This is a genomic window from Shewanella bicestrii, from assembly GCF_002216875.1.
GTDB lineage: Bacteria > Pseudomonadota > Gammaproteobacteria > Enterobacterales > Shewanellaceae > Shewanella > Shewanella seohaensis.
The window spans coordinates 737458-760687 of record NZ_CP022358.1 but is presented as its reverse complement, the minus strand read 5'-3'; the positions used below and the strand labels follow the sequence as shown (position 1 = coordinate 760687).

The window sequence follows — 23230 nt, the reverse complement described above, 5'->3', positions numbered from 1 at the left end:
ATTGTAGCAGCTTATTGATAGAAATCAGAAAAAGCTCACAGTTTGCCTTAAAGACTCGGCCACATCCTAGCCTGCAAACGTGGGCGTGCTATTCTTAGCCTCCATTCCCGCTGTTTAAAGGAGTAACAGTATGAGTCGCCCAATTATTTTGGATTGCGATCCCGGCCATGACGATGCCATCGCACTCATTTTAGCCCTCGCCCATCCCGAGCTAAACCCACTAGCCGTGACCACCAGCGCCGGTAACCAAACCCCGGATAAAACCCTCAATAATGCCTTGCGGATTTTAACCCTGCTCAATCGCAGCGATATTCCAGTCGCGGGCGGCGCGGTTAAACCTTTAAGCCGTGAGTTGATGATTGCCGATAACGTTCACGGCGAAACGGGACTCGATGGTCCAGCTCTGCCTGCACCGAGTTTTCAACCTCAAGCCGTAAATGCGGTCGAGTTGATGGCCGAGAAAATCCGCCAAAGCGATAAGCCAGTAACCTTGGTGCCAACGGGGCCGCTGACCAATATCGCGCTGCTACTCGCCAGCCACGGCGAATTGCACGCCAAGATTGAACGCATTGTGTTGATGGGCGGCGCTGCGGGTGTGGGTAACTGGACGCCCGCCGCCGAGTTTAATATTTTTGTCGACCCCGAGGCGGCCGATATCGTCTTTAAATCTGACATTCCCATTACCATGTGCGGCCTCGATGTTACCCATCAGGCACAAATTATGGATGAAGATATCGAGCGCATTCGCGCCATTCCCAACCCTGTAGCTAAGTGTGTCGCCGAGTTGCTAGATTTCTTTATGATTTACCATAGAGATCCCAAGTGGGGATTTGTCGGCGCGCCGCTGCACGACCCTTGCACTATCGCTTGGTTGCTCAACCCCGCATTGTTTGATGCCCAAGACTGCTGGGTCGGCATTGAAACCCAAAGCGCACTCACACTGGGAATGACAGTCGTCGATCGCTATCAACTTACGGGTAAAGCTGCGAATGCCACTGTGCTATTTGGTATTGATAGACAGGGCTTTGTTGACTTGTTAGTTGACAGTTTAGCGGTCTACACACCAACCTATCTCAATCGCAGATGAACTTAAGGTAACGCTTCCATGAGTCACATACTCGTTATAGGCAGTGCCAACGCCGATCATGTTATGAATTTTGAGTATTTGCCCGCACCGGGGCAGACCTTAATGAGTCGCAGCTACCGACTAGAGCATGGTGGTAAGGGAGCGAATCAGGCGGTGGCCTGCGCCCGCTTATGTCAGGCCGATTCGCGAGTGGATTTTATTTGTCACTTAGGTCAAGACAGCGCTGGAAACGAGATGCGCACCAATTGGCTCAAGGATGGGATAAAAGCCGATGGCATTACGCAAGTCGCCAATATGAGTACGGGCACGGCGATGATTTTTGTCGCTGATAATGGCGAAAACTCCATCGGCATTGCCGCTGGCGCCAATGCCCATCTCACGCCTTTGGAGCTAGACAAACATTATGCCCTGTTTGCCAATGCCCAATTTATGCTTATCCAGCTCGAAACGCCCATGGATACGGTGAGCCATGCGTTACAAACTGCCAAACGCCTAGGCATTACCACAGTGCTGAATCCCGCGCCCGCCGTGAGTTCACAACTAGATTACCTTAAGTGGGTCGACATTATTACCCCGAATGAAACCGAGGCCGAAGCGTTAACGGGTATTGAGGTCAATAGTGAAGAAGATGCCAACTTAGCCGCCCAACTGCTGCATCAACAAGGGGTGACGACTGTGGTAATTACCTTAGGCAGTAAAGGTGCGTTTATCAGTAGCGCAGGCTTTACCGGGTTAATTCCGGCACTTGAAGTACAAGCCATAGATACGGTTGCCGCTGGTGATACCTTCAATGGCGCCCTAGTCGTGGGCTTAAGTGAGGGCATGTCGATTGCCGCTGCCGTCGGCTTTGCCAATGCCGCATCCGCGATCACAGTGACCCGCGACGGCGCTCAGCGTGCCATTCCCTACCGCCACGAACTGCCGCGTTAATTCCCCATGAGTGCGGCAAATTGTCGCACTCAGCCTATTTCACCCTAAAGTTGTATATACATAATTTACATATCGAATTCATTCCCATTTAATGAATTAAGCCTATGCTGGCAAGCGAATACTCGAGTCACATCGGCTCGATCCACCTTGTTCAGAATAAGGAAGTACCAGATGAAAGCGAAAAGCACCACTTTCCGTAATATGACTAGCGCTAGCTTACTTGGCCTAGGATTATTAGTCGCCAGCCAAGCGAGTGCTAACGAATGTGAACTCAAAATTGCTGCGACTGACGCTATGCAATTTGACACTAAAGAGCTGTCTGTTCCCGCTACTTGTAAAGAAGTGACCCTGACGCTAACGCACACTGGCACACTGCCAAAAGCGGCGATGGGCCACAACTGGGTGTTAACAAAAGCCGCTGATATGTCTGCCGTTGCGACCGATGGTATGGGCGCTGGCGCCGATGCTGCTTACGTTAAAGCCGGTGATACCCGTGTTATCGCTCACACTGCATTAGTGGGTGGCGGTGAATCAACTTCTGTAAAATTTAGCACTGCGGGCATGAGCGCGACTGAAGCTTACCAGTTCTTCTGCAGCTTCCCAGGCCACTGGGCGATTATGCAAGGTAGCTTTAAGATCCAAGGCTAATTCCATTGCCTAATGCTCACTTTAGGTATTCCCTTAAGTGAGACAACAAAAAAGCGGACCTCGGGTCCGCTTTTTTGTTGAATGCTGATTGGCTCACAAGCCAGTTTGCCTTCGAGGATTTTGTTTCGAGATGTCTTCTTCGAGCGAGTTATTCTTCGCCGAACTCGTCTTCATCATCAAAATCATCGGCATCGGTTGCCGCTTCAGCCGCTAAAGCCGCCGCTAATTTGGCCTTAGCCTGTTTCTCTGAACGACGCTTGTTGCGCTCAGCCAGCGTGCCTAAAAACACTTGCAGCTCGGCTTGACCCCAAGCTTGTGCCTCGGCCTCGGTCGCAAAACCGTCATGGCTTTTCGACACTACCGTCTTAGTCGACGTCATACGACGGGTGATTTCCGTCTTCCAACCATTTTCAGCTTGAGTGACGCGAAAATCGTATTTTTTACCCTTGCTCATTCTGCTCTATTTCCTAAATGATGCTTGCCACGTTTGTCTTATCAAGCGATACAAACGCCATCATAAAACAAAAGGAGCGCAGTTTACTTGATTTCGGCAAAGAAAGATCGCTTACGAGAAAATTTTCATGCTCAGCTGGCTCAGTGAGTCGAGGCATCCCAATATAACCCCGCCTGCCAGATGATTTTTCGCCCTAATCTTAGTCCTAAGCTCAGTATCAAGCTAGCGCAAAAGCGGCTGGCGGACGGTATCTTTTCTTGTTTTGGTCATAAAAATAAGTAAATTTAGTCATATAGCAATTTTAGAGTGTGAGGGACCCTATTAATAAGTCATTCGTAATTTAGGAAAGATGATGAATACCTCCTCAGTAACACTCTGCATACTGTTGGCAAGCACGGCCCTGCTAGCAGGCTGTAACAGCGATAACAAAGATAGCGAGACTACACAACCACCAGCGAAAATGGTGCCCGCCCAAGTTGGTGAGCGACCACTGTTTTTAGTGCGCCAAATGCAGGACAGCAACTTAAAGACCCGCTTAGCCCAGTGCGAAACCGATCATTTCTACCGTAGTGATTTTTCCATTGGTCACCGCGGCGCGGCGATGCAATTCCCTGAACACACCAAAGAATCCTACCAAGCCGCCATCGACTCTGGTGCGGGTATTGTCGAGTGTGATGTGACTTTTACCGCCGATAAAGCCTTAGTCTGTCGCCACTCCCAGTGCGATCTCGCCAGCACGACCAATATTTTGGCCATACCCGAACTTGCCAACAAATGCTCAGTCCCCTTTACCCCCGCCGATGCGGCCAATGGCGTCGTCGCCACTGCAACTTGCTGCACCAGCGATATCACCCTCGCCGAATTTAAAATGTTAAAGGGTAAGATGGAGGGTGAGAATCCCAAGGCGACCAATGTCGAGGAATTTATCAATGCCACGCCTAAGTGGCGCACCGATCTCTATGCGGGCAACGGTACCCTGATGACCCATGCAGAAAGTATTGAGATGTTTAAAAAGGCAGGCGTTAAAATGACGCCCGAGCTAAAAGCAGCCAGTGTCGCTATGCCCTTCGATGGTTTTACTCAGCAGGAGTACGCCCAGAAGATGCTCGATGAATATACCGCAGCGGGTGTCGATGCCTCGCAGGTCTTCCCCCAATCCTTTAATTTAGAAGATATAAAATACTGGATTGCTAACGCCCCCGAGTTTGGCAAACAAGCGGTATATCTTGATGATAGATATGATATTCACACAGGCTTTGACCCACAGGACTCCTCCAGCTGGTCGCCCTCAATGGCAGAACTTAAAGCCCAAGGCGTAGAGATTATCGCGCCGCCACTCTGGGTGCTGGTGACCTTAGATGCGGATAAGAAAATCATTCCATCGGAATATGCCAAAGCCGCGAAAGCAGCGGGACTTAAGATCATCACTTGGAGCTTAGAACGCTCAGGATTATTGAAAGATGGCGGCGGTTGGTATTATCAAAGCATCACAGATGCCATTGATAATGAAGGCGATACCTATGAGCTGCTCGATGTGCTCGCCAAAGATGTCGGCGTGATTGGCGTGTTTTCGGACTGGCCAGCGACTGTCACTTACTATGCCAACTGCATGGATTTATAGGCCAAACAAATAGGCTCTATTTCAAAACCGAGAAACAAAAAAGCGTTAGCAAAAACTGCTAACGCTTTTTATTAACAGATTCTTTTTACTTAAAAAGATGCTGAATATTTTTTAAATCGCCCTTACCTTCGGCAATTTCTTCCGGCGTTAAGCCTGTCACTTCGTGTGGGAACACTAACCAGTCTTCAGAGGCATGGATATAGTAATCAGGCTTTAAAGGCACAGCGGTATTCTTTGGCTTGTAATAAGGGCAAGCGATACGAATATCCTGCGGCATGTTTAAGCGCATCAGTTGGCTTAACTTTTCCTTCAGCGCGTGGATGCTGCGGCCAGAGTCGAACACATCGTCAACAATCAGTAAGCTGTCGCTAGCATTCGCATTTTCAACAATGTAATGCAGACCATGGACTTTGATTTCTTTGCTTTGCTTATCGGTACCAATACCGTAGTAAGACGAGGTACGCACAGCGATATGGTCGGTTTCAACCTTCTTAAAGTCGAAAAACTCTTGTACCGCGATCCCGATTGGAGCACCGCCACGCCAAATACCCACGATAAACTGCGGACGGAATCCACTCTCATAAACCTGTGAAGCTAATAGAAATGAATCTTCGAGCAGTTGTTGTGCGGTAACGAAATATTTTTCAGACATGACACCGATCCCCATCTTAATTATTGATTTTAGGTGTTAAAGCGCGAGCTTTTACCCTGTAAGGTCTGTTCGGCGTCCAAAACACGAGAACAGCATTCTCTTCATAAGAGTCCTAGCAAGTGTAGGCAGCCGCCGAATTTTGGGAGCGAATTTTATACCAAAAAAAACCGCCGTGCTGCAGTTATAGTCATAAGTTGCAGGTGAACGGCCGTTTATTTTGCATTTTTAGGACGGAACTAACAAAAAGCGTACAAAAAAGGCCACCCAAAGGTGGCCAACAAGGAACGAGCACAGGCTCAAAGCAAAGTGTGGCGCTTAAGTTTGACGCTTAAGTTAGCTCACAGGGTTGATGATATGTTCACCGACCTTAGTCATGGCGCTGTAGCTGCGGCTACTCGACTCTTCAAACTCCTTCGCCAGAATCGTGCTGACATAATGCCAATCGCTACGCACCGCTTCCTTGGTGAAGGTTAATGTCATAAAGCCACGGTCTTTAAGGTTGGTGTATTTAAGATCTGGCACCAAGTCGACGATCGCCGCCTCGGTCGCGGGGATCTGTTCCGCTGGTAGATTTAAGTAATATTCCAAACCAGGTGATGACACTGAGCTTGTGGCAAACTCGACCCCAACGGTATCGCCGTTGACATCTTTAAGCTCATTCGCCCAGGCATTATGGGTGTCACCGGCAATCACCACTAGGTTGTGATTTTTCGATTTAGCCGTGCCTAAAATCACTTCCCTTTCATAGGCATAACCATCCCATGCATCCAAGTTATAGGGAATAGATGGCAGTTGCAGCAGGGCAATCACCTCTGGCGTTAACAGGGCTTGATTAGCCTGCAAGTACTGTAATTCTGCCGCCGTTAGGGTTGGATCATTTGCCGCAGCGCGGGCGGCTAACTTCGCCAGCGCCCCAAGCATGGCATACTGTGGAATGCTCATTTGCTGGGTAGCAATCGCCGCAGGTAGAGACATTTTGCCCATGAGGATCTGTTGTCCTAATACCTGCCAAGTGCCGGTGGCTTGCAATAAGGTGCCCTGTAGCCAGAGTAACTGAGTCAGACCTAACATAGTGCGCGAGGTCGATGTCACATCGGCGCGGAAACGCTCGCCATCGAAGGCGCCCGTACTGGCATCCATATAATCGGCATAATCGAGCTGCTTATCGCGGGCCAAGACGCGCGTATCCAGCATATGTAAGTCAACTAGGTTGCCGTAACTGAAGCTGCGATAAATCTCCTCATGGTTACCCTCGCGCCATGGGCGGATTGGCAGCCACTCGAAGTAAGCCTGCAGCGCGGCTTCTTTACGAACCGCAAAATCCCCTTCGCCTTCGTTGTGGTTCTCGGCGCCATCACGCCAAGTATCGTTTGCTACTTCGTGGTCGTCCCATACCGTAATAAATGGCACTTTCGCGTGCAATTTTTGCAGGCTGGCATCGGTATGATATTGGGCGTAACGGGTACGGTAGTCGCTGAGGGTCAGCAGTTCGTTGGCGGGTAACACTTCACGGCCAAGTTCTGCCGCATGTTCGCTGGCATAGCCGCCGCGAGCATATTCGTAGATATAGTCACCCAGATGCACCACGGCATCGAGGTCATCCTGCGCCGCAGCCAATTCATACACGTTAAAATAGCCGGCAGGAAAGTTAGCGCATGACATGACGGCAAGTTTTACCGAACTCACATCACCCTCGGGTAGAGTGCGGGTCTTGCCCACCTCAGAGGTTTTTCCGCCCGTCATAAAGCGGTAAAAATAGGTTTGTCCCGCACGTAAACCACGGGCATCGATTTTAACCGTGTAATCACGGTTAGCATTGGTGACCATCTCCCCTGTGGTCACTAATTGTGAGAATGCCGCATCACTGGCCACTTGCCAGCTGACTTTAACATCCCCAGCAGAATCTGGCGTCACACGGGTCCAGAGGATCACCGCGTCATGCGCAGGGTCACCACTGGCTACCCCATGTAAAAACTGCGCAGGAACAGATTTATCATCATCACTGTCACTACACCCCATTAGGCCGTAGGAGATCACTGCTGCACCAATGCCTTTGGCCGACATGGCTAAAAAATCACGACGAGTCACGGTTCGTTTCATTATTATTATTCCCTTATAAGATGAGGTTTCACTGGTATGAGGTCTAATGAGGCCCCGATTGTGAGACATCACTGTTACACATTTGTGACATCTTTGTCAGCCTTTTATGATTTCTTTTAATTCATAAGCTTATACTGGATAGCGTACTTTATTTGTACAGCACTGGCACAAGCTATGAGTAAGCTGCTAACATCGGATCAGTGGCAAATCGCTCAGATTGTGGCTCGTCGAACGTCAAACCTGAGCCTTGTAAAAAAGGAATTTATAGGATGAAAGTCAGCGATATTATGAGCACTGAGGTCATCTGCATCAGCGATGGTGCTAGCCTGAAAGATGCCCACCATTTAATGCAAACCCGCGGCGTGCGCCATTTACCTGTGATATCTGAAACCGACGGCACCTTAGTCGGTGTACTCACCCATAAGAAGATGATCGCCAGCGTATTGTCTATGTTGAACAAATACGGTCAAGGCGCATTGGATCGCAAGGAACGCTACACTCCCATAGCGACTGTGATGGACAAAGACTGCCAGCACTTAACCGCCGATGAGCCCTTAAGCGTGGTAGTGGAATACTTTATCGACAACAAACTCGGCTGCTTACCCGTAGTAGATAACGATAAGAAAGTATTAGGGATTGTCACCTCTTCCGACTTTATTAAGCTCTGTCGTACCCTGCTGCAACGGCAAGCTTAACGCCTAACATCCTCACTCTTTCTCGCTGGCCCTCGGTTATCAGGGCTGGCGAGAGTCATTATCTAAAAACTCCAAGGACGCCCGTGGCCAAGTTATTAACCCAAGAACAATTTATCCGCGCCTATGAATGCGCCGAATTAGGCTGTATCACCAACCATGATCGCCTCGCCCAATTGCTCGCCGATCCCGATTATGACGCTTTACATGAATACAGCGCCTACTTTGGCAAAGCGGCGACACAAATCGTCTGTATCAGTGACTTACAAAGTATGGAGGAATTGCATTTTGTCGCGGGCAACTTGAATTGGGATGACCATGATCCCGATATGGTGAGGGCGATTATCGAACATCCGCTCTGCGATGCGGGTACCGCTTTATTGCTCTACTGGTACGGACAAGGCTTTTATTACTCCACGCCACAGAGGCTCGACACGCCTTTTGGACAGCTATTCAAAACCATCACCGAACGCTTTGTTACGCGCGACTATGCCAGTTATAGAATCCATTTTGATCCGTTTAAAGAATGTTTTATGCCCTCATTAGAGGACGTCCTCACGAATGGATGCCAAATTCCAGGGGCCATTTTTGCCCCCTACAGCACCATGGAAATCGAAACCGATGCAGGACATTCAAGGTATCTACAATTTAAAAATGAGCAGCTGAAATCGGGTAAATGGGGCCAGCAATAAGCCCCGTTCTGTCTTTAAATAGAGCGCTTAAAACCAAGCGATTAACGTGATGAAACAGGCGTTGCTGGCGGAATACGGGTAAAACGCTGCCAGCGACCCGAGCGCCAACGGTGCACCATAATCAAGCCTCGCACCCATTCATCGGCCGCAACAGCAAGCCAAGCGGCCAGCACGCCATAACCTAAATGCAGCCCAAAGAACCAAGCCAATAGCACGCCAATTCCCCACATGCTAAACAGGCCAACGCGTACCGGAAACGCCACATCCCCCGCGCCTTTTAATGCAGAAATAATTACCAGATTAAAGACTCGGCCGGTTTCGAGCGCGATGGAACCCAATAGCAGGAGTGCGGTAAGTTGAATGACCTCAGGGTTTTCACTCAGCCAGCCCACTATGGTAAAGCGCTGCCAATAAAAGGCTAACACTATGGAGAGGGAAGCAATAAATCCCACCAGGCAATATTTTTGCACCCGCACAGTAATCTCATCGAACCATTGTTTACCGACGTAGTAGCCGGTTTGAATTTGCGATGCCTGCCCGAGCGCCACCGCAAAACAGTAAATAAAGCGGCTGATATTCAAACCATAGGTATAGGCAGTCAGCGAGAGTGTGCCCATCTGGCTGATAAAATAGATGATGGTCATCTGTGCCACGTTGTAGGACAGCATTTCGCCCGCATTGAGCAAACCTATGCGCATCACACTCCAATAGGTGCTGCGCGGCAATAACTTCAACCTTGGCATCGGCAGCGGGATACCTTTACGGTGGATCACCGCCAGCATAATCAAGGCACCGATAATCTGGCTGGTTACAGTCGAAATCGCCACCCCAGTCACTCCATAAACCGGCAAACCAAAGGGAGAATAGAGGGCAATATAGTTACCCAGCACATTCATCAATCCCGTGCTGGAGGTGACTAACATGGCCGAGCGGGTAAAACCGTAGCTACGTAAGATGGCGGCAAAGGCGATGTTCATCACCAGCCCAATACTTAAACTGCCGCAGATCAGCAGATAGTCATAACCATAGCCTGCAACCTCAGGCTCAAGCGCAAACAAACCGATAATGCCGTGGGCACCGAAAAACATCGATGCGCCCATAATCACGGCTAAGCCTAAGCTTAAGGCCACACTGGCGACACCAATATCGGTTGCTTGCTGCGTCTGCCCCGCACCATTATTTTGGCTGATCAGAATGCTGGCGCCCGTGCTGACCATCATGGACATCACCATCATAAAAAACATCAATTGAGTAGTGAGCCCCACGGCGGCGACGGCATTATCGGAATAATGGCTCAGCATAAAAATATCGCTGATCCCGAGTAAGGATTGCAGCAAGGTTTCGATAAAAATCGGCCAAGTGAGGGCGACAATGCCCATGCGTTGTTGCAGGGTTTTAGCTGATTTGGCCACGTTCTATCCTTACCGCTGGAAGACAAGTGAAATAGCAATAACACGCCAAGGTTGGCGAACGGTAATTTTCTTACATTTTTAGATTGTGCTCAATCTTTCATTACAACCAAACCGACCGCTGCAACCGTATTCATTCGTGACGCCTCCATCAACAAGTTTTACCAACAAGTGCTAATCAACTGAAATAGATGGAATTAATAGCAAATCAGCCATTACACACTACCCTTTTCAATATTGAGCCGATACACTTTGCCGACCACAAGGGGCGATCAACGCTCACCGAATATATTCAGGGAAACTGCACATGAGCCAACTCTATTTAGAAGACGGAATTAAACAATTGGTGAGCGAGTTTATCGCCGCAGGTTGCCCTTCGGTGCGCGAGCAAAGCCTTGAGGAACGTCGTCAAGGGTACATCGCCAGCACGGTATTGGCTGGCGAGCCGGAAGCGGTGTTTGAGGTCAAAACCTTATCCCTTGAGGGCATAGAATTAACCCTATTTAAGCCCTCGGCGGACAACAACTTACCCGTGGTCATTTACTATCACGGCGGCTGTTTTGTCAGTGGCGGCATCGCCACCCACAATCAACAACTGCGTAAAATCGCCAATGATTCCGGCGCGTTAGTGGTGGCGGTCAGCTATCGCCTCGCCCCTGAGCATGTGTACCCCGCCGCCCATGACGATGCCTTCAATGCAGCCAATCTCGTGCAGCAATATTGCCAGCAATGGGGCGGTGACAATACTAATATCACTCTGATGGGCGACAGTGCCGGCGGCCATTTAGCCCTAGTCACTTGCCTGCGGTTAAAAGCACAAGGGCAATGGTTACCTAAAAAACAAGTGCTTATCTATCCTATGTTGGATGCAACCGCCAAAAGTCAGAGCTATATCGATAATGGCGATAAGTACATCATCACCCGCGACACCCTGCTCACAGGCTTTGATTTGTACCTCGATTGGCACCCCAGAACCGATGTCGAAGCCAGCCCACTTCGCAGCCACGACCTAGCGGGTTTACCCGAAACCCATATTATTACCGCCGAGTTCGATCCCCTGTTAGATGAGGGCGAACAGCTATTCCGTAACTTGTTGGATGCGGGCGTAAATGCCCATTGCCGCCGCTATTTAGGGGTGATCCACGGCTTCTTCCAACTCGCTGGCGTCAGTCAATCGGCGCGGGATGCCATGGTGCAGGTAACCCATATTATTCGCGCTTAACCTGCTTAAGCCGCATGCCTTAATGCGTGGCATGCGGCTCAACGAACAACTCATTGCATGATAACGCAATGATCAAACGACGCTATTTCGCCTCTGGCCGACTCAGTTTGTGGATCACGTCTTGATGCTGTGGATACATGGCCAGCAAAGCTTCTTGGCTAAACAACTCAAAGTCATCGAAGGTAAAACCCGGTGACACCATACAGCCCACCAGCGAAAACCCCGGTTGATTCATGGCCGAGCCAAAAATACAGCCCTTAGGCACTAAAAACTGTGGCCTTTCGCCCGCGGCTAAATCCAGCCCCAATTGCGCCGTGGTCAGCTCGCCCTCGGGGGAAATCATATAAATCGTCAGGGACTGACCCGCATGGAAATACCACATTTCATCGGCCGTGAGTCGATGAAAATGCGACACTTCGCCGGTTCGCAGTAAGAAATAAATGCTGCTCCACAGCTGACGACTCGGATCAAAAGCCGATTCTGAGCGATAGGAAGAACGGTAATATCCACCTTCGACATGCTGCTCAAGTTCTAAATACTGAATAAAATCATCTGCATTCTGCACCTTTACTACTCCATTCATTTTTTCGCACCTGTATCTTGGCTAATACCTTTTTTAAGAAGATGTTAGAACCATGATTAAAATCAAATAATAATTATTCTCATTTACATATAATGCTGCCACTTGTAATTTTACGGAGAAATGAGAGTGAAGCCTACTTACCTTGCCATCCTGTTAGCAGCCCTACTACATCCCCCCTTGGCCAGCGCAGACGAAGTGAACCAACCTGAGCTGGAAAAAATCGAGCGCGTGAGTGTTGTCGGCGTAAGACAACGATTAGAGCAAGCCGGAACCTTGGCTAACACTATCATGAAAACCGAAGTCATCGACGCCAGCGTGATTGAGAACAAAAATGCCGTTAACCTCTCCGAGGCAATTGATAACTCCCCCGGCGTCAAAGTCTCCAACGAATGCTCAATGTGTGGCGTGAAGCGCATTATGCTCAACGGCATGAAAGGCGAGCAAACCACGATTCTGGTCGATGGTTTACCCGTACACACTATGATTTCGGGCTATTATGCGGTCGATGCGATCCCAACAACTGGGGTCGAACGTATCGAAGTCGCCCGTGGCGCGGGCGCCTCCTTAATCGCCCCCGAAGCCATTGGCGGCACCATTAATATTGTTAGCTATGAGCCCACAGAAAACGGCGCGGAACTGGATTTGTCCGCAGGTGAAAATGGCTACCGTAAACTGGGTTTTCTCGGTAAAGGGGTGACCCAAGATGGCCGCACCCGCGCGACACTCGTTGCACAATATGACGATAGAGATCAAGCCGACGCGGACAATAACAAAGTCAACGAAGCACCGATGCAGGAAAACCGCAGCCTGACCGCTCGAGTCTCCCACGATGTGACCGATGCCGATAACCTAGTGCTGCGCGTCGCCAATATTCAATCGGAAATTTTCGGCGGCCCTATGATAGGCAGCACCTTCACCGATGGCGTAGCGTCTAGCACGGGGAACGTGTTATCCGGCTACGATGGCCAACCGAGCGAGCCACAACAACTGTTTGAAGATGGTGATGTGCGTAAGCGCTACACAGGAAAAGCCTGGGAAACCACCGAATGGATTAAGACCGAACGTAACGAAGCCTCACTCGCTTGGCTGAGGGAATTTAACGACGACTGGAACATGCACCTTGCCGCCAGCTACGCCGATCATAAACAGGACTCCTTCTACGAAGGCTTCGATTACAGCGCCGATGACAAAATGTGGTTCTTCGATGCACGCTTTAATTATCTGTTGAGCGAGAGCCAACTACTGACCTTCGGCGCCGACTTACGCACAGAGGAAATGCGCTCCCATTCCCGCTCTGGCAGTGCCAACCCAGATTATGTTTCCGACTCCTTTGACTATGATGTAAAAGGCGTTTATCTACAGGACACTTGGCAAGCCACTGAGTCGTTAGAAGTCGCAATGGCACTACGTTACGATACTATCAGCGCCGATTTTACCGACCCCAACAAACCCGGCACTGAACTCGATGAGTCGATTCTGTCTCCTAGGGTCGACATTCGTCTGCGCCACAATGATGAGTGGACCTCGCGCCTATCCGCAGGTCGCGGCTATCGCGCGCCATTATCCTTCTTTGAAACCGACCACGGCATTTTAGATGGCTCACTCGGCTTCGATATCGATATCGACGAGCTAGAGCGTTCCAACTCGGTCAACTATGCCCTAAGTTACGAAGGTGAACGCCTCACCTCGACCGCCTCGATTGCTTGGACCGAAGTCGAGCATTTAGCGGCATTAACCACTAACGACCATGGCATTCCATTACTGACCCAACTCGATGAAAAAGCACGGGTTATCACCAGCGATATCGCCTTAGGTTATCGCTTGACCGACGATATGAGCCTTAGCCTAACCGCCGAGCATTTTGATTATGACTCTGTCTTCAAATCCTCCTATGCCATTGCGCCTGTTGAAAAACGGGTCAGCCTCAGCATGGATTGGGACGTGAATGACTGGGAAATTTTTGCCAACCTAGTGTGGATCGGTAGTCGCGATCTCGCCGAATTTGGTTACGAAGGCTATAACCGCCTCGATGCCAATGGCCAAGTCGACCCTAGCTCGAAAAAGACCACGGATGCGCCCGCTTACGTGACTTTAGATTTAAAGGTCAGTTATCAGCTCAACGATACCCTGTCACTCTACACTGGGGTCAGCAATCTGTTTGACTATACCCAAGCGGGAGATGAAGACACGCCACTGTTTTACGATGCCGAGGGCGCCTTCGACGTGGGCTATATCTATGGCCCACTGCGTGGCAGAGAAATCTACGCTGGCATGAAGTTTAGCTTCTAATGCTGCGCATTCTTCTCCCTATGCTGTTGTGCTGCGCCCTGCCGTTATCGGCGGCACAGCTCACCCGCGATTATCAGTTTCAAGCCTTGCGGGGTCAGCAAGTGACTGACTTGTCACATCTCGAGGGGCAAGCAATGGCATTGATGTTCTTTGAGCCTGAGTGCCCTTGGTGTATCAAGCAGGCCAGTGTACTCAAGCAGCTGCATCAAAGCTGTCATCAAGGCGTGCACACCGTGGCGCTTGGGGTCAATGGAGATAACTTAGCCTTAAAACGTGCCCTGTTTAGGCTGAATTTCCCCTTTGAAGCCTACCGCGCGCCGCCCGCTTTGCTAAAGGATATGGGCGGTATTCCTGCCACGCCAATCTTGCTGCTGCTCAATACCAAGGGAGAGTTAATCAAAGGCTATCGCGGTTTTACCAGTGAAGCAGAGCTGAAGGCTCAACTCTGCCGCTCGAGTTAATATCAGTATAATTTAATCTATTGTTTTCAATCAGAGTGTTGTTTTCACCGCTTAAAGAATACGCTATCCTGATTCTAAGCAATAGGTTTCACCTAACGAAATCAACGCTAATCTACGCTGTTCATTACCAACATCAGATACACTTAGAGTGTTACTCCGGCTCATGCCTAGGCTCGAAAAAAACCACATGGGTAGATGATTTGGAGTAATCGCAGTAACAGGTGTGATAACAGACTAGAAGCCAAACAAAAGCGCTTCTATCTATTAGACCCTTTAACGAATAGGGAGCTTGTTTGATGGTCAGTGTTGAGCAAATGGCTTTAGTGCTGGACGCGCTACCCGATCCGGCGTTTATCCTGTCCCAAAGCGGCCGCTATGTTGCCGTATTTGGTGGTAAAGATGCGCGTTATTACCACGACGGCAGTGGATTAGTCGGCCTTTACCTGAGCGATGTACTCAACGACGAAAAAACCACTTACTACCTCAAGATTATTCAGCAAGCCTTAGATAGCCGTAAATTACTGATTGAGGAATATGAGCTCAGTAACAAGGATGTCAAAGGCTTATCCGATCAAGGTCCTTCAGAACCCATCTGGTTTGAGGGGCGCATTCAGGCGTTAGATTTTCTAGTGGATAACGAACCCGTCGTCCTCTGGGTCGCCAGTAATATTTCCAAGCGCCATAAGCTAGAAATACAACTGCGGCAATTAAGTGATACCGACCAACTGACTGGACTCTATAACCGCCGCCGCTTAGACCGTGACTTACATTTTCTCTTCGACACCTTTAGCCGCCACCATATTCCGGCCTCGATCTTAGTGCTCGATCTGGATCACCTGAAGCTTATTAACGATCAACTGGGTCACCAAGCGGGCGATCGCATCATCATCGCGGTCGCCGAAGCCTGCCAACAGCAATTTCGCAAAACTGACAGCGCCTACCGTTTTGGTGGCGATGAATTTGTGATTGCCCTGCCTGGGGTTGAGCATGACCAAGCCATAGTGTTTGCCGAGTACCTCTGTGACTGCTGCTTTAAGGCATTGCAGCAACTCTCGGTAAAGGGATTATTTGCCACCGTCAGCATTGGTGTCGCCAGCATAGAAGCGGGCGATAAATCCTATGAAGACACCCTAAAACGCGCCGATGCCGCGCTCTATCAAGCCAAGCGAGATGGCAAAAACCGTGTTATCGCCAATAGCGCTTGATGCCGCATCCACCCGGTAAAGCACCAATAAAAAAGCGAACCTAGGTTCGCTTTTTTATGTACTTCACACACTTAGCGTCGCGATTATTGCGCCGCTTTGGCCTTGCGGGCGGCATGCAGTTTCTTATAGCTCTCGATTAAGCGTAAATGTGGCTCAATCCCTTCGAGCTGCATGCTGGTCTTAGTTAAACCGCTGAAACGGACTTTACCCGTAACGCTACCGACCACTTGTTCCATCACTTCCGCGCCAAACATGCGGGTAAAGTTATGGCTAAAGTCTTCGAGTTCAAGGTCTTCATCCAGCGTCACTTCCAATACCGCGCTCATTGCTTGGAAGAACAGATTACGCTTCACGGTATTATCGTTAAATTGCAGGAACTCACCGACTAATTCCAGTGCTTCTTCATGCGCGCCGAGTGCCAGATAAATCAGGATCTTAAGTTCGATAATCGTCAACTTACCCCAGACAGTATTTTCATCGAAGACGATACCAATCAGGGTACGAATATCTGTGTAGTTATCGAGCTGACTTTCTTCTAAACGATTGACTAGGTTAACCAATTGCTTAGTGCTTAAAGAATGCAGATTCAGAATATCTTCACGGTAATCCAGCGCCTTGTTGGTGTTATCCCAAATCAGGTCTTCTACTGGATAAACTTCTGAGTAATCAGGCACTAAAATACGACAAGCCGATGCGCCTAATTCGGTAAATTCGGCAACATACACCTCTTTACCGAGATCTTCTAAAATGCCGAATAAGCGGTCCGCTTCCTCTTGGTTGGTGCCAGAGAAATCCCATTCGCAGAACTCATAATCATGCTTGCTGCTAAAGAAGCGCCAGGAGATCACACCCGTTGAGTCGATAAAGTGTTCAACAAAGTTTTCAGGCTCGCTCACCGCCATGCTGTTAAAGGTCGGTTTTGGTACATCGTTTAAGCCTTCAAAACTGCGACCTTGGAGCAATTCGGTCAGGCTGCGCTCCAATGCCACTTCAAAGCTTGGGTGAGCACCGAAGGAGGCAAATACTCCACCGGTTTTCGGGTTCATCAGCGTCACGCACATGACTGGGAACTGGCCGCCTAAGGAGGCGTCTTTCACTACCACAGGGAAGCCTTGTTCTTCTAAGCCCTTAATGCCCGCAAGAATGCTTGGGTATTTTTCTAACACCGACATAGGCACGTCTGGCAGAACGATTTCTTGCTCGATAATTTGGCGTTTCACCGCGCGCTCGAAGATTTCAGACAGACACTGTACTTCGGCTTCTTTGATGTTGTTACCCGCGCTCATACCATTGCTTAAGAACAGGTTTTCAATCAGGTTTGATGGGAAGTACACCGTCTCACCATCGGATTTACGCTTGTACGGAATCGCACAAATACCACGGTCACGATTGCCCGAGTTGGTGTCGATAAGATGCGAGCCACACAGCTCCTCATCGGGGTTATAAATCTCTAGGCAGTAGTCATCTAACAGGCCCGCTGGCAGCGAATCATCCTCTTCTAAGGCAAACCACTTTTCGTTGGGATAATGCACAAACTCGCTGCTTGCGATCTCAACCCCAAAGAATTGATCGTTATAGAAGAAGTTATTGTTTAAACGCTCGATAAACTCACCGAGGGCCGAGCACAGCGCGCTCTCTTTGGTTGCGCCTTTACCATTGGTAAAACACATCGGCGATGCAGCATCACGGATATGCAGTGACCACACGTTGGGCACAATATTGCGCCATGAGGAGATCTCAATCTTCATCCCCAGCTCAGCCAAAATGCCGGTCATATTGGCAATGGTCTGCTCCAACGGTAAGTCTTTACCCAAGATATAGGTGCTGCTGTCGTCGCCTGGCTGACCCATCAACATGGCATTGGCATCGGCATCGAGGTTTTCAACGGTTTCGATTCTAAATTCTGGGCCAGTCTGCACGACTTTTTTCACTGTGCAGCGGTCGATAGAGCGCAAAATACCTTCGCGATCTTTATCCGAAATATCATCGGGTAATTCGACATTGATCTGGAAAATCTGGTTGTAGCGATCTTCTGGGTCGACAATATTGTTTTGTGACAGACGGATATTGTCCGTCGGAATATCGCGGGATTTACAATATACCTTCACAAAGTAGGCGGCGCACAATGCCGAAGAAGCTAAGAAGTAGTCGAAGGGACTCGGCGCCGAGCCATCGCCCTTATAACGGATGGGCTGATCGGCCGTTACCGTAAAATCGTCGAACTTTGCTTCGAGTCTCAGGTTGTCGAGAAAATTAACTTTGATTTCCATTAGAATTTTTCCACTTAATATGCTCAAACGCGATAATCGCATTCGTTACCGCACAGCATTGCCCTTGGGCGCTATCGTCTTGGGGGGAATTATCGGTGTTTTTCGCCCATTAGTCTTGGGTTAATTATGTTAAAAAAACACCAGCGGGATTTTTATGCGATGAGTTGCAAGCAGAGCAGTAGGATTTATTGCAGCATCCACTGTGGTTTAGCCAAGGCTTAATGCTCGGCACTGCCTTGCTTATCCGCCTCGCGCTTAACCAGTAAAAAGGTGAGATACATCTTTGTCGGCAGGGATAACGCCATGCCAACGGCAACGCAAACGGCGCTGATAATAATGCCTCTTACGCCCATGGCTTCGACAGTTTCATTAAAATTATGCAGATAAATCCCAAGCATAATCAGACACAGCCCAAGGCCAATGCAGATTTTTAACAGCGTTATCAGCCTTTGATTAGTCACAGTCCTGCCTTTAGTTGCGGGTCTTGATTAAGCTTGAGTCGTCTTGTTTAAGCTTGCATCGCACCGTTTAGCCACTCAAACAAACAAGCGCCGCCTATGCATAAAGATTAGCTAATATAATGAGCGCATTGGCTTATTGAGGCTTTGATTAAGATCAACGAAGTGATTCAGCCTGTCGCCCTCATCCTTAAGTCAAATACCACTTTGCACTTTTGTCGGTTACATTAGATTTTTGTTAACTTAAGCACTTAAGAATATTGGGGATTCGTTATACTGCCCTGCAATATTAAAGCGGCTTATTCCGGAGTTGTTGAACATGTCTAATTTCAGTTTACGTAACAAATTGCTCCTACTCGCACTGTTCCCGTTGATTCTGACCCTCATAGTGCTGATGACAGTTTCCTACCATGTCGAGCAATCGGCGCTTGCCGATGAAGTCACCACATTTAGAGAAAAGTTAATCGGTGAGCGTAAAACCCAAATCAAAGAAGCCACCCAAATCGCCGCAGGCATAGTGCAATACCAGCTATCGTTAAAAGAACAGGGCAATGTTAACCAAGCCCTACGTGATATTCGCTTTGGCAGTTCGGGCTACTTCTTTATTTATGATTCCCAAGGTAAAAACCTATTCCATGCGGTCATGCCCAACCTCGAGGGGCAGAATAAAATCGATATGACCGATCCCCGTGGCACCAAGATCATTGTCGGCCTACTCAATGCTGCCAAAAACGGTGACGGTAATTTCTCGTTCTATTTCCAAAAACCCAATACCAACGAGCAAATCGAAAAAATCGGCTACTCCATGATGATCCCAGGCACAGATTGGATGCTCGGCACCGGCGCCTATATCGACGATATCGATGCCGTGGTTGAGGATTACCGCACCACAGTGACCGAGCAGATGATCGATAAGTCCTACGCGATTTTATTGATTGCACTGTTATTAGCAGCCATTACCGCCGCCGTGATCTTAGTGACCGCACAGCGCATGGTCACACCGATTAAAAATATGGCCGATAACTTAAACGATATCGCCAAAGGCGAAGGCGATTTAACCAAGCGCCTTGCGGTGAAGGGCGACGATGAAATTGCCCAACTCGGCCGCTCCTTCAACCTGTTTGTCGATAAACTGCAAACCATTATCGGTGATGTGGCCCATGCCACCGCTAAGGTCAAAACCGCAGCCAATGCGATTCATGACCAAACCAAGGTAATGTCGCGCCAGCTTATCAGCCATAACAATGAGACTGATCAAGTGGTTACCGCCATTACTGAGATGTCTGCCACCGCGAGTGAAGTGGCGCAAAACACCACCCAAGTGGCCGAAGCGACCCACGCCGCCACGGGCGATGTGGCCAATGCCCAGCGCTGTGTCGATGCCTCGTTAGAGGAGATTTCGGCGCTGATGGCGCAAATCAATAATGCCGCCAGCAACATTCAATCTTTGAGTGAACAGTCGCAAAAAATTAATAGCGTGCTCTCGGTGATCGGCGGTATTGCCGAGCAAACCAACCTGTTGGCATTAAACGCCGCGATTGAAGCCGCCCGCGCCGGTGAGCAGGGTCGCGGCTTTGCCGTGGTGGCCGATGAGGTACGTAACTTAGCCAGCCGCACTCAATCAAGCACATTAGAAATCAACGAGATGCTATCTGAGCTGCACAAGCTGGTGAGCTTAGCGGTTAAAACCATGGAAGAGAGTCAGCAGAGTTGTATACGCTCGGTGGATTCGTCCCGCGCCATCTCCGAAAGCTTAGGCTCAGTGACCTCGGCTGTGACCGCCATCAACGATATGAGTACCCAAATTGCCACGGCGGCGACCGAGCAAAGCTCAGTGACCGAAGAAATCAACCGCAATGTGTTTGCTATTCAAGAGATTGTGAATGAGCTACTGCACTCCAGCGAAGAGGCGGCGAGCGTGAGCCAAACCGTGTCGCAGGAAGGACTTAACCTCGGCAAACTCGTGGGCCAATTTAAGATTTAACGCCTAAGGCGTGATATCTACGGTCGGCGTACGTCGATTAGGTGTTCATCACCTCGGCGTACGTCGATTCAGTGATAATCTATTCGGTATAAATCGCTATCTTTAACCACTTAAGGCCTCAAGCAATTGAGGCCTTTTTCTTGCTGGCTGCCAGCGAATAACTCTGCATAAGCTCAGGGGCGACATGAGAGTTCAGCCTCAAAGTTCGGCATCGACGCTCGGCATCAAAGCTCGGCCTCGAAGCGGGCAAGACGCGCCTCGCTCATCGTGCATTGGGTTTGTTGCATCAGTTCGCCCAAGGTAATGGCGGGGTTTTGGTTGATCAGACGAATCAATTTTGCGCCGAGTGGTTCAAGCTTATCGGCGTGTTGTAATAAGCCGCTGTCGATCTTTTTGATCATAAAGGCAAATTCGGCAGTATCACTCAGTGCTTTTAACTCGACACAACAGCTTTGAATCGCGATAGCCTGCCCAGTGATGATCCAATTACGGGAGCGGCGCACCCGCTTTAGCTCGCAGCCCTTTTGCACAGCAATCGCCTGCGCCCGCTTAACCGCCTCGCGGCCGATGCGATGGATAAGGGATGGCAAGGAAATACTAATATCATCGTGCATGGCAAGTTAACTATCGGGCCTTGGGTCGAATATGGGTGAATAACGGAGCGCGGCGCTAAGTCGTAAGCGCAAAGCACTAAGCATTTTGCGAGATGCATATAGCCAACGCCGCAAGAGTTTACCCTGCAGGGCGTGCGAACAAAAGACGATACAGACCCATGCAACAACTCACGCATCAACTCACGCTAAGCGCCGCTCGCCCAAGATAGCGGCTCAGGCGTCACAGACTGACAACAACAGTCCTTGAGCAAGGCGGCGGGATTGCCTACAATAACGCACTTTTTGTTCACTACAGATAACGACCATGACTGACACAACTTCACAACCCGCATTACCGGATCGTCTTTCGGTTAACCCACGCAGCCGCCACCATGTAGCTGAAGTCTTCCAATACGATGTGGGTATCCGCGTGAACGGTAAAGAACGTTTCGATGTTGAAGAATACTGCATCAGCGAAGGCTGGGTTAAAGTACCAAGCAAATCTTTAGACCGTCGCGGTCAACCTCTACTGTTAACCATCAAAGGCACAGTAGAAGCATTTTACCGTTAAGCACCCACCGCTTAATGGATAATAAAAACGGCCAATTCGATTGGCCGTTTTTATTTGCCCTGTATAACCCCAAACCGCCCAGCAATTCATCTCCCCAAGTATTCACAAGTTGTTATTTAAAATAAGCTTTTGTGATAAAACGCATTGATTAAACCGCATAGCGCGGGTTAAAGTGTGACCACTAAGGGAAATGCAGAGCCACACTCGAACGCCACTATCGAGCACGCTATTTAAGGACAAAGCAGCCAATCTGTACCATGCCGCCCCACTCTTAACAGCCTCCTCTGCCACCAAGGTATCAAGCACATTCAACATGTGTGCGTTATGGAATTAACAATAAACCTTTCTATTTCAAGGATGTAAATGGCAGATTTCGGCAGCAATCTATTATCCGTTGTAATTATTCTATCCAGCCTATTTGTCGGAGCAGGAGTGTTGCATGTGTTTCTTCGATACCGCGATGCAACACTAACCCTGCCCGTTGACCGTGAGCAGCTAACCCGCATTCCCGCCTATGGCTTACAAAAGCAAATCCAAGATCTGCAATTAGATTTAATGGGTTACATGATGATGGGAGCCATGATCTTTTGCTTCCCCTTTGCACTTAACAGCATTCAAGCTCATATCGCAGCAGGTAAATTCCCTTGGATGTTAAGTATTTCAGCGTTAATGGGCTTAAGCTATTGCAGCTTTAAAACGTGGAAAAACTTTTCCAAACTCACCAAATTACGCCTAGGGCATACGGCAGAGATCGCCACCGCTAATGAACTAATCGGCCTACAAGCCTTGGGCTATCAAGTGTTTCACGATGTGCAAGCCGACGGCTTTAATATCGACCACCTCGTCATCGGCAAAAATGGTGTATTCGCGATTGAAACCAAAGGTCGCCATAAGCGCAATAAAGACCTACGCCAAACCAATGGCAATGGCGGAGGCTCTGGCTCTAGTTCTGGTAAGAAAGGCTATGAAGTATTTTACAAAGACGGGCGCTTAAACTTCCCCTCGTGGACCGAAACCAAACCCATAGAACAAGCCGAACGTCAGGCTAAGTGGGTCAGCCAATGGTTAACCAAAGCCACAGGCTCCCCCGTCGCAGCCACCCCAGCCCTAGTATTCCCCGGCTGGTATGTCACCAGTCAATCAAAACCACCGTTCCCGATCCTCAACCACAAACAATTAGTCGGAACGATCCCGAAACTGAAAACCCAAGATCTTACCCAGCAACAGGTCGACACCATCATCTACCAAGTCGCCCAAAGATGCCTAAGTAAAAGCGAGGTTGGGAAATGAAATTAGATAAACTTAAACT

General features: G+C 49.2%; 21 protein-coding genes. 13 read left to right on the top strand and 8 right to left on the bottom strand.

Annotation, left to right across the window (positions count from 1 at the left end; translation table 11 throughout):
* Positions 1-130 precede the first annotated feature (130 nt).
* From rihA to azu, 3 genes are all read left to right on the top strand, one after another.
* Positions 131-1087: a pyrimidine-specific ribonucleoside hydrolase RihA gene (gene rihA / locus CF168_RS03420; protein WP_089066985.1), complete on the top strand. Its 957-nt coding sequence runs from the start codon at positions 131-133 to the stop codon at positions 1085-1087.
* Positions 1088-1105: 18 nt separating this feature from the next.
* On the top strand, positions 1106-2017 hold the full coding sequence (gene rbsK, locus CF168_RS03415) for a ribokinase (protein WP_089066984.1): 912 nt from the start codon (positions 1106-1108) through the stop codon (positions 2015-2017).
* Between the two features lie 171 nt (positions 2018-2188).
* A complete protein-coding gene (azu, locus tag CF168_RS03410; RefSeq protein WP_089066983.1) occupies positions 2189-2665 on the top strand; it encodes an azurin in 477 nt (158 codons plus the stop codon).
* A 148-nt stretch (positions 2666-2813) separates the two neighbouring features.
* Here azu and CF168_RS03405 read toward each other — a convergent pair whose 3' ends face one another.
* Positions 2814-3119 carry a DUF3622 domain-containing protein gene (locus CF168_RS03405; RefSeq protein WP_011625141.1) on the bottom strand — a complete coding sequence of 102 codons (306 nt, stop codon included), beginning with the start codon at positions 3117-3119 and terminating at the stop codon, positions 2814-2816.
* A 352-nt stretch (positions 3120-3471) separates the two neighbouring features.
* Here CF168_RS03405 and CF168_RS03400 point away from each other — a divergent pair, with 352 nt between their 5' ends.
* Complete coding sequence (locus CF168_RS03400; RefSeq protein ID WP_089066982.1) at positions 3472-4740, top strand: glycerophosphodiester phosphodiesterase family protein; 1269 nt, start codon at positions 3472-3474, stop codon at positions 4738-4740.
* 85 nt (positions 4741-4825) lie between these two features.
* On the opposite strand, the gene CF168_RS03395 is transcribed toward CF168_RS03400, so the two are convergent.
* Positions 4826-5392 (bottom strand): phosphoribosyltransferase, encoded by a 567-nt coding sequence (locus tag CF168_RS03395; RefSeq protein WP_011624046.1) that lies wholly within the window; start codon positions 5390-5392, stop codon positions 4826-4828.
* 333 nt (positions 5393-5725) lie between these two features.
* Positions 5726-7492 carry an alkaline phosphatase D family protein gene (locus tag CF168_RS03390; RefSeq protein WP_089066981.1) on the bottom strand — a complete coding sequence of 589 codons (1767 nt, stop codon included), beginning with the start codon at positions 7490-7492 and terminating at the stop codon, positions 5726-5728.
* 269 nt (positions 7493-7761) lie between these two features.
* Here CF168_RS03390 and CF168_RS03385 point away from each other — a divergent pair, with 269 nt between their 5' ends.
* Together CF168_RS03385 and CF168_RS03380 are read left to right on the top strand one after the other, a co-directional pair.
* Positions 7762-8187, top strand: coding sequence for a CBS domain-containing protein (locus CF168_RS03385; protein ID WP_089066980.1), 426 nt, complete (start codon positions 7762-7764; stop codon positions 8185-8187).
* 83 nt (positions 8188-8270) lie between these two features.
* Complete coding sequence (locus CF168_RS03380; protein WP_089066979.1) at positions 8271-8876, top strand: DUF4274 domain-containing protein; 606 nt, start codon at positions 8271-8273, stop codon at positions 8874-8876.
* A gap of 41 nt (positions 8877-8917) precedes the next feature.
* Here CF168_RS03380 and CF168_RS03375 read toward each other — a convergent pair whose 3' ends face one another.
* On the bottom strand, positions 8918-10288 hold the full coding sequence (locus CF168_RS03375; RefSeq protein ID WP_089066978.1) for an MATE family efflux transporter: 1371 nt from the start codon (positions 10286-10288) through the stop codon (positions 8918-8920).
* A 304-nt stretch (positions 10289-10592) separates the two neighbouring features.
* Between CF168_RS03375 and CF168_RS03370 the strand changes: the two genes are divergently transcribed.
* Positions 10593-11507, top strand: a complete 915-nt coding sequence (locus tag CF168_RS03370) for an alpha/beta hydrolase (protein ID WP_089066977.1) — start codon at positions 10593-10595, stop codon at positions 11505-11507.
* Positions 11508-11589: 82 nt separating this feature from the next.
* Here CF168_RS03370 and CF168_RS03365 read toward each other — a convergent pair whose 3' ends face one another.
* A complete protein-coding gene (locus tag CF168_RS03365; RefSeq protein ID WP_089066976.1) occupies positions 11590-12072 on the bottom strand; it encodes a cupin domain-containing protein in 483 nt (160 codons plus the stop codon).
* A gap of 144 nt (positions 12073-12216) precedes the next feature.
* On the opposite strand from CF168_RS03365, the gene CF168_RS03360 reads away from it, so the two are divergent.
* The 3 genes from CF168_RS03360 to CF168_RS03350 all read left to right on the top strand — a co-directional run bounded on the left by CF168_RS03360 (position 12217) and on the right by CF168_RS03350 (position 16045).
* On the top strand, positions 12217-14379 hold the full coding sequence (locus tag CF168_RS03360) for a TonB-dependent receptor plug domain-containing protein (protein WP_089066975.1): 2163 nt from the start codon (positions 12217-12219) through the stop codon (positions 14377-14379).
* On the top strand, positions 14379-14840 hold the full coding sequence (locus tag CF168_RS03355; protein ID WP_089066974.1) for a TlpA family protein disulfide reductase: 462 nt from the start codon (positions 14379-14381) through the stop codon (positions 14838-14840). Before CF168_RS03360 ends, CF168_RS03355 begins: the two co-directional genes overlap by 1 nt.
* A gap of 296 nt (positions 14841-15136) precedes the next feature.
* Positions 15137-16045, top strand: coding sequence for a GGDEF domain-containing protein (locus CF168_RS03350; RefSeq protein ID WP_089066973.1), 909 nt, complete (start codon positions 15137-15139; stop codon positions 16043-16045).
* An 83-nt stretch (positions 16046-16128) separates the two neighbouring features.
* On the opposite strand, the gene CF168_RS03345 is transcribed toward CF168_RS03350, so the two are convergent.
* Both CF168_RS03345 and CF168_RS03340 read right to left on the bottom strand, forming a co-directional pair.
* The gene (locus CF168_RS03345) at positions 16129-18315 is read right to left on the bottom strand and encodes an OsmC domain/YcaO domain-containing protein (protein ID WP_089066972.1); all 2187 of its coding nucleotides are present in this window, start codon (positions 18313-18315) and stop codon (positions 16129-16131) included.
* A 218-nt stretch (positions 18316-18533) separates the two neighbouring features.
* Complete coding sequence (locus CF168_RS03340) at positions 18534-18776, bottom strand: hypothetical protein (RefSeq protein ID WP_089066971.1); 243 nt, start codon at positions 18774-18776, stop codon at positions 18534-18536.
* Between the two features lie 316 nt (positions 18777-19092).
* Between CF168_RS03340 and CF168_RS03335 the strand changes: the two genes are divergently transcribed.
* The gene (locus CF168_RS03335; RefSeq protein ID WP_011624057.1) at positions 19093-20757 is read left to right on the top strand and encodes a methyl-accepting chemotaxis protein; all 1665 of its coding nucleotides are present in this window, start codon (positions 19093-19095) and stop codon (positions 20755-20757) included.
* A gap of 224 nt (positions 20758-20981) precedes the next feature.
* Here CF168_RS03335 and CF168_RS03330 read toward each other — a convergent pair whose 3' ends face one another.
* Positions 20982-21371: a ribosome recycling factor family protein gene (locus tag CF168_RS03330; RefSeq protein WP_089066970.1), complete on the bottom strand. Its 390-nt coding sequence runs from the start codon at positions 21369-21371 to the stop codon at positions 20982-20984.
* Between the two features lie 304 nt (positions 21372-21675).
* Between CF168_RS03330 and CF168_RS03325 the strand changes: the two genes are divergently transcribed.
* On the top strand, positions 21676-21921 hold the full coding sequence (locus tag CF168_RS03325; protein WP_011624059.1) for a DUF3297 family protein: 246 nt from the start codon (positions 21676-21678) through the stop codon (positions 21919-21921).
* A 363-nt stretch (positions 21922-22284) separates the two neighbouring features.
* Entirely contained in the window at positions 22285-23211 is a 927-nt protein-coding gene (locus CF168_RS22475) for a nuclease-related domain-containing protein (RefSeq protein ID WP_206191656.1), read from the top strand.
* Positions 23212-23230: the final 19 nt, after the last annotated feature.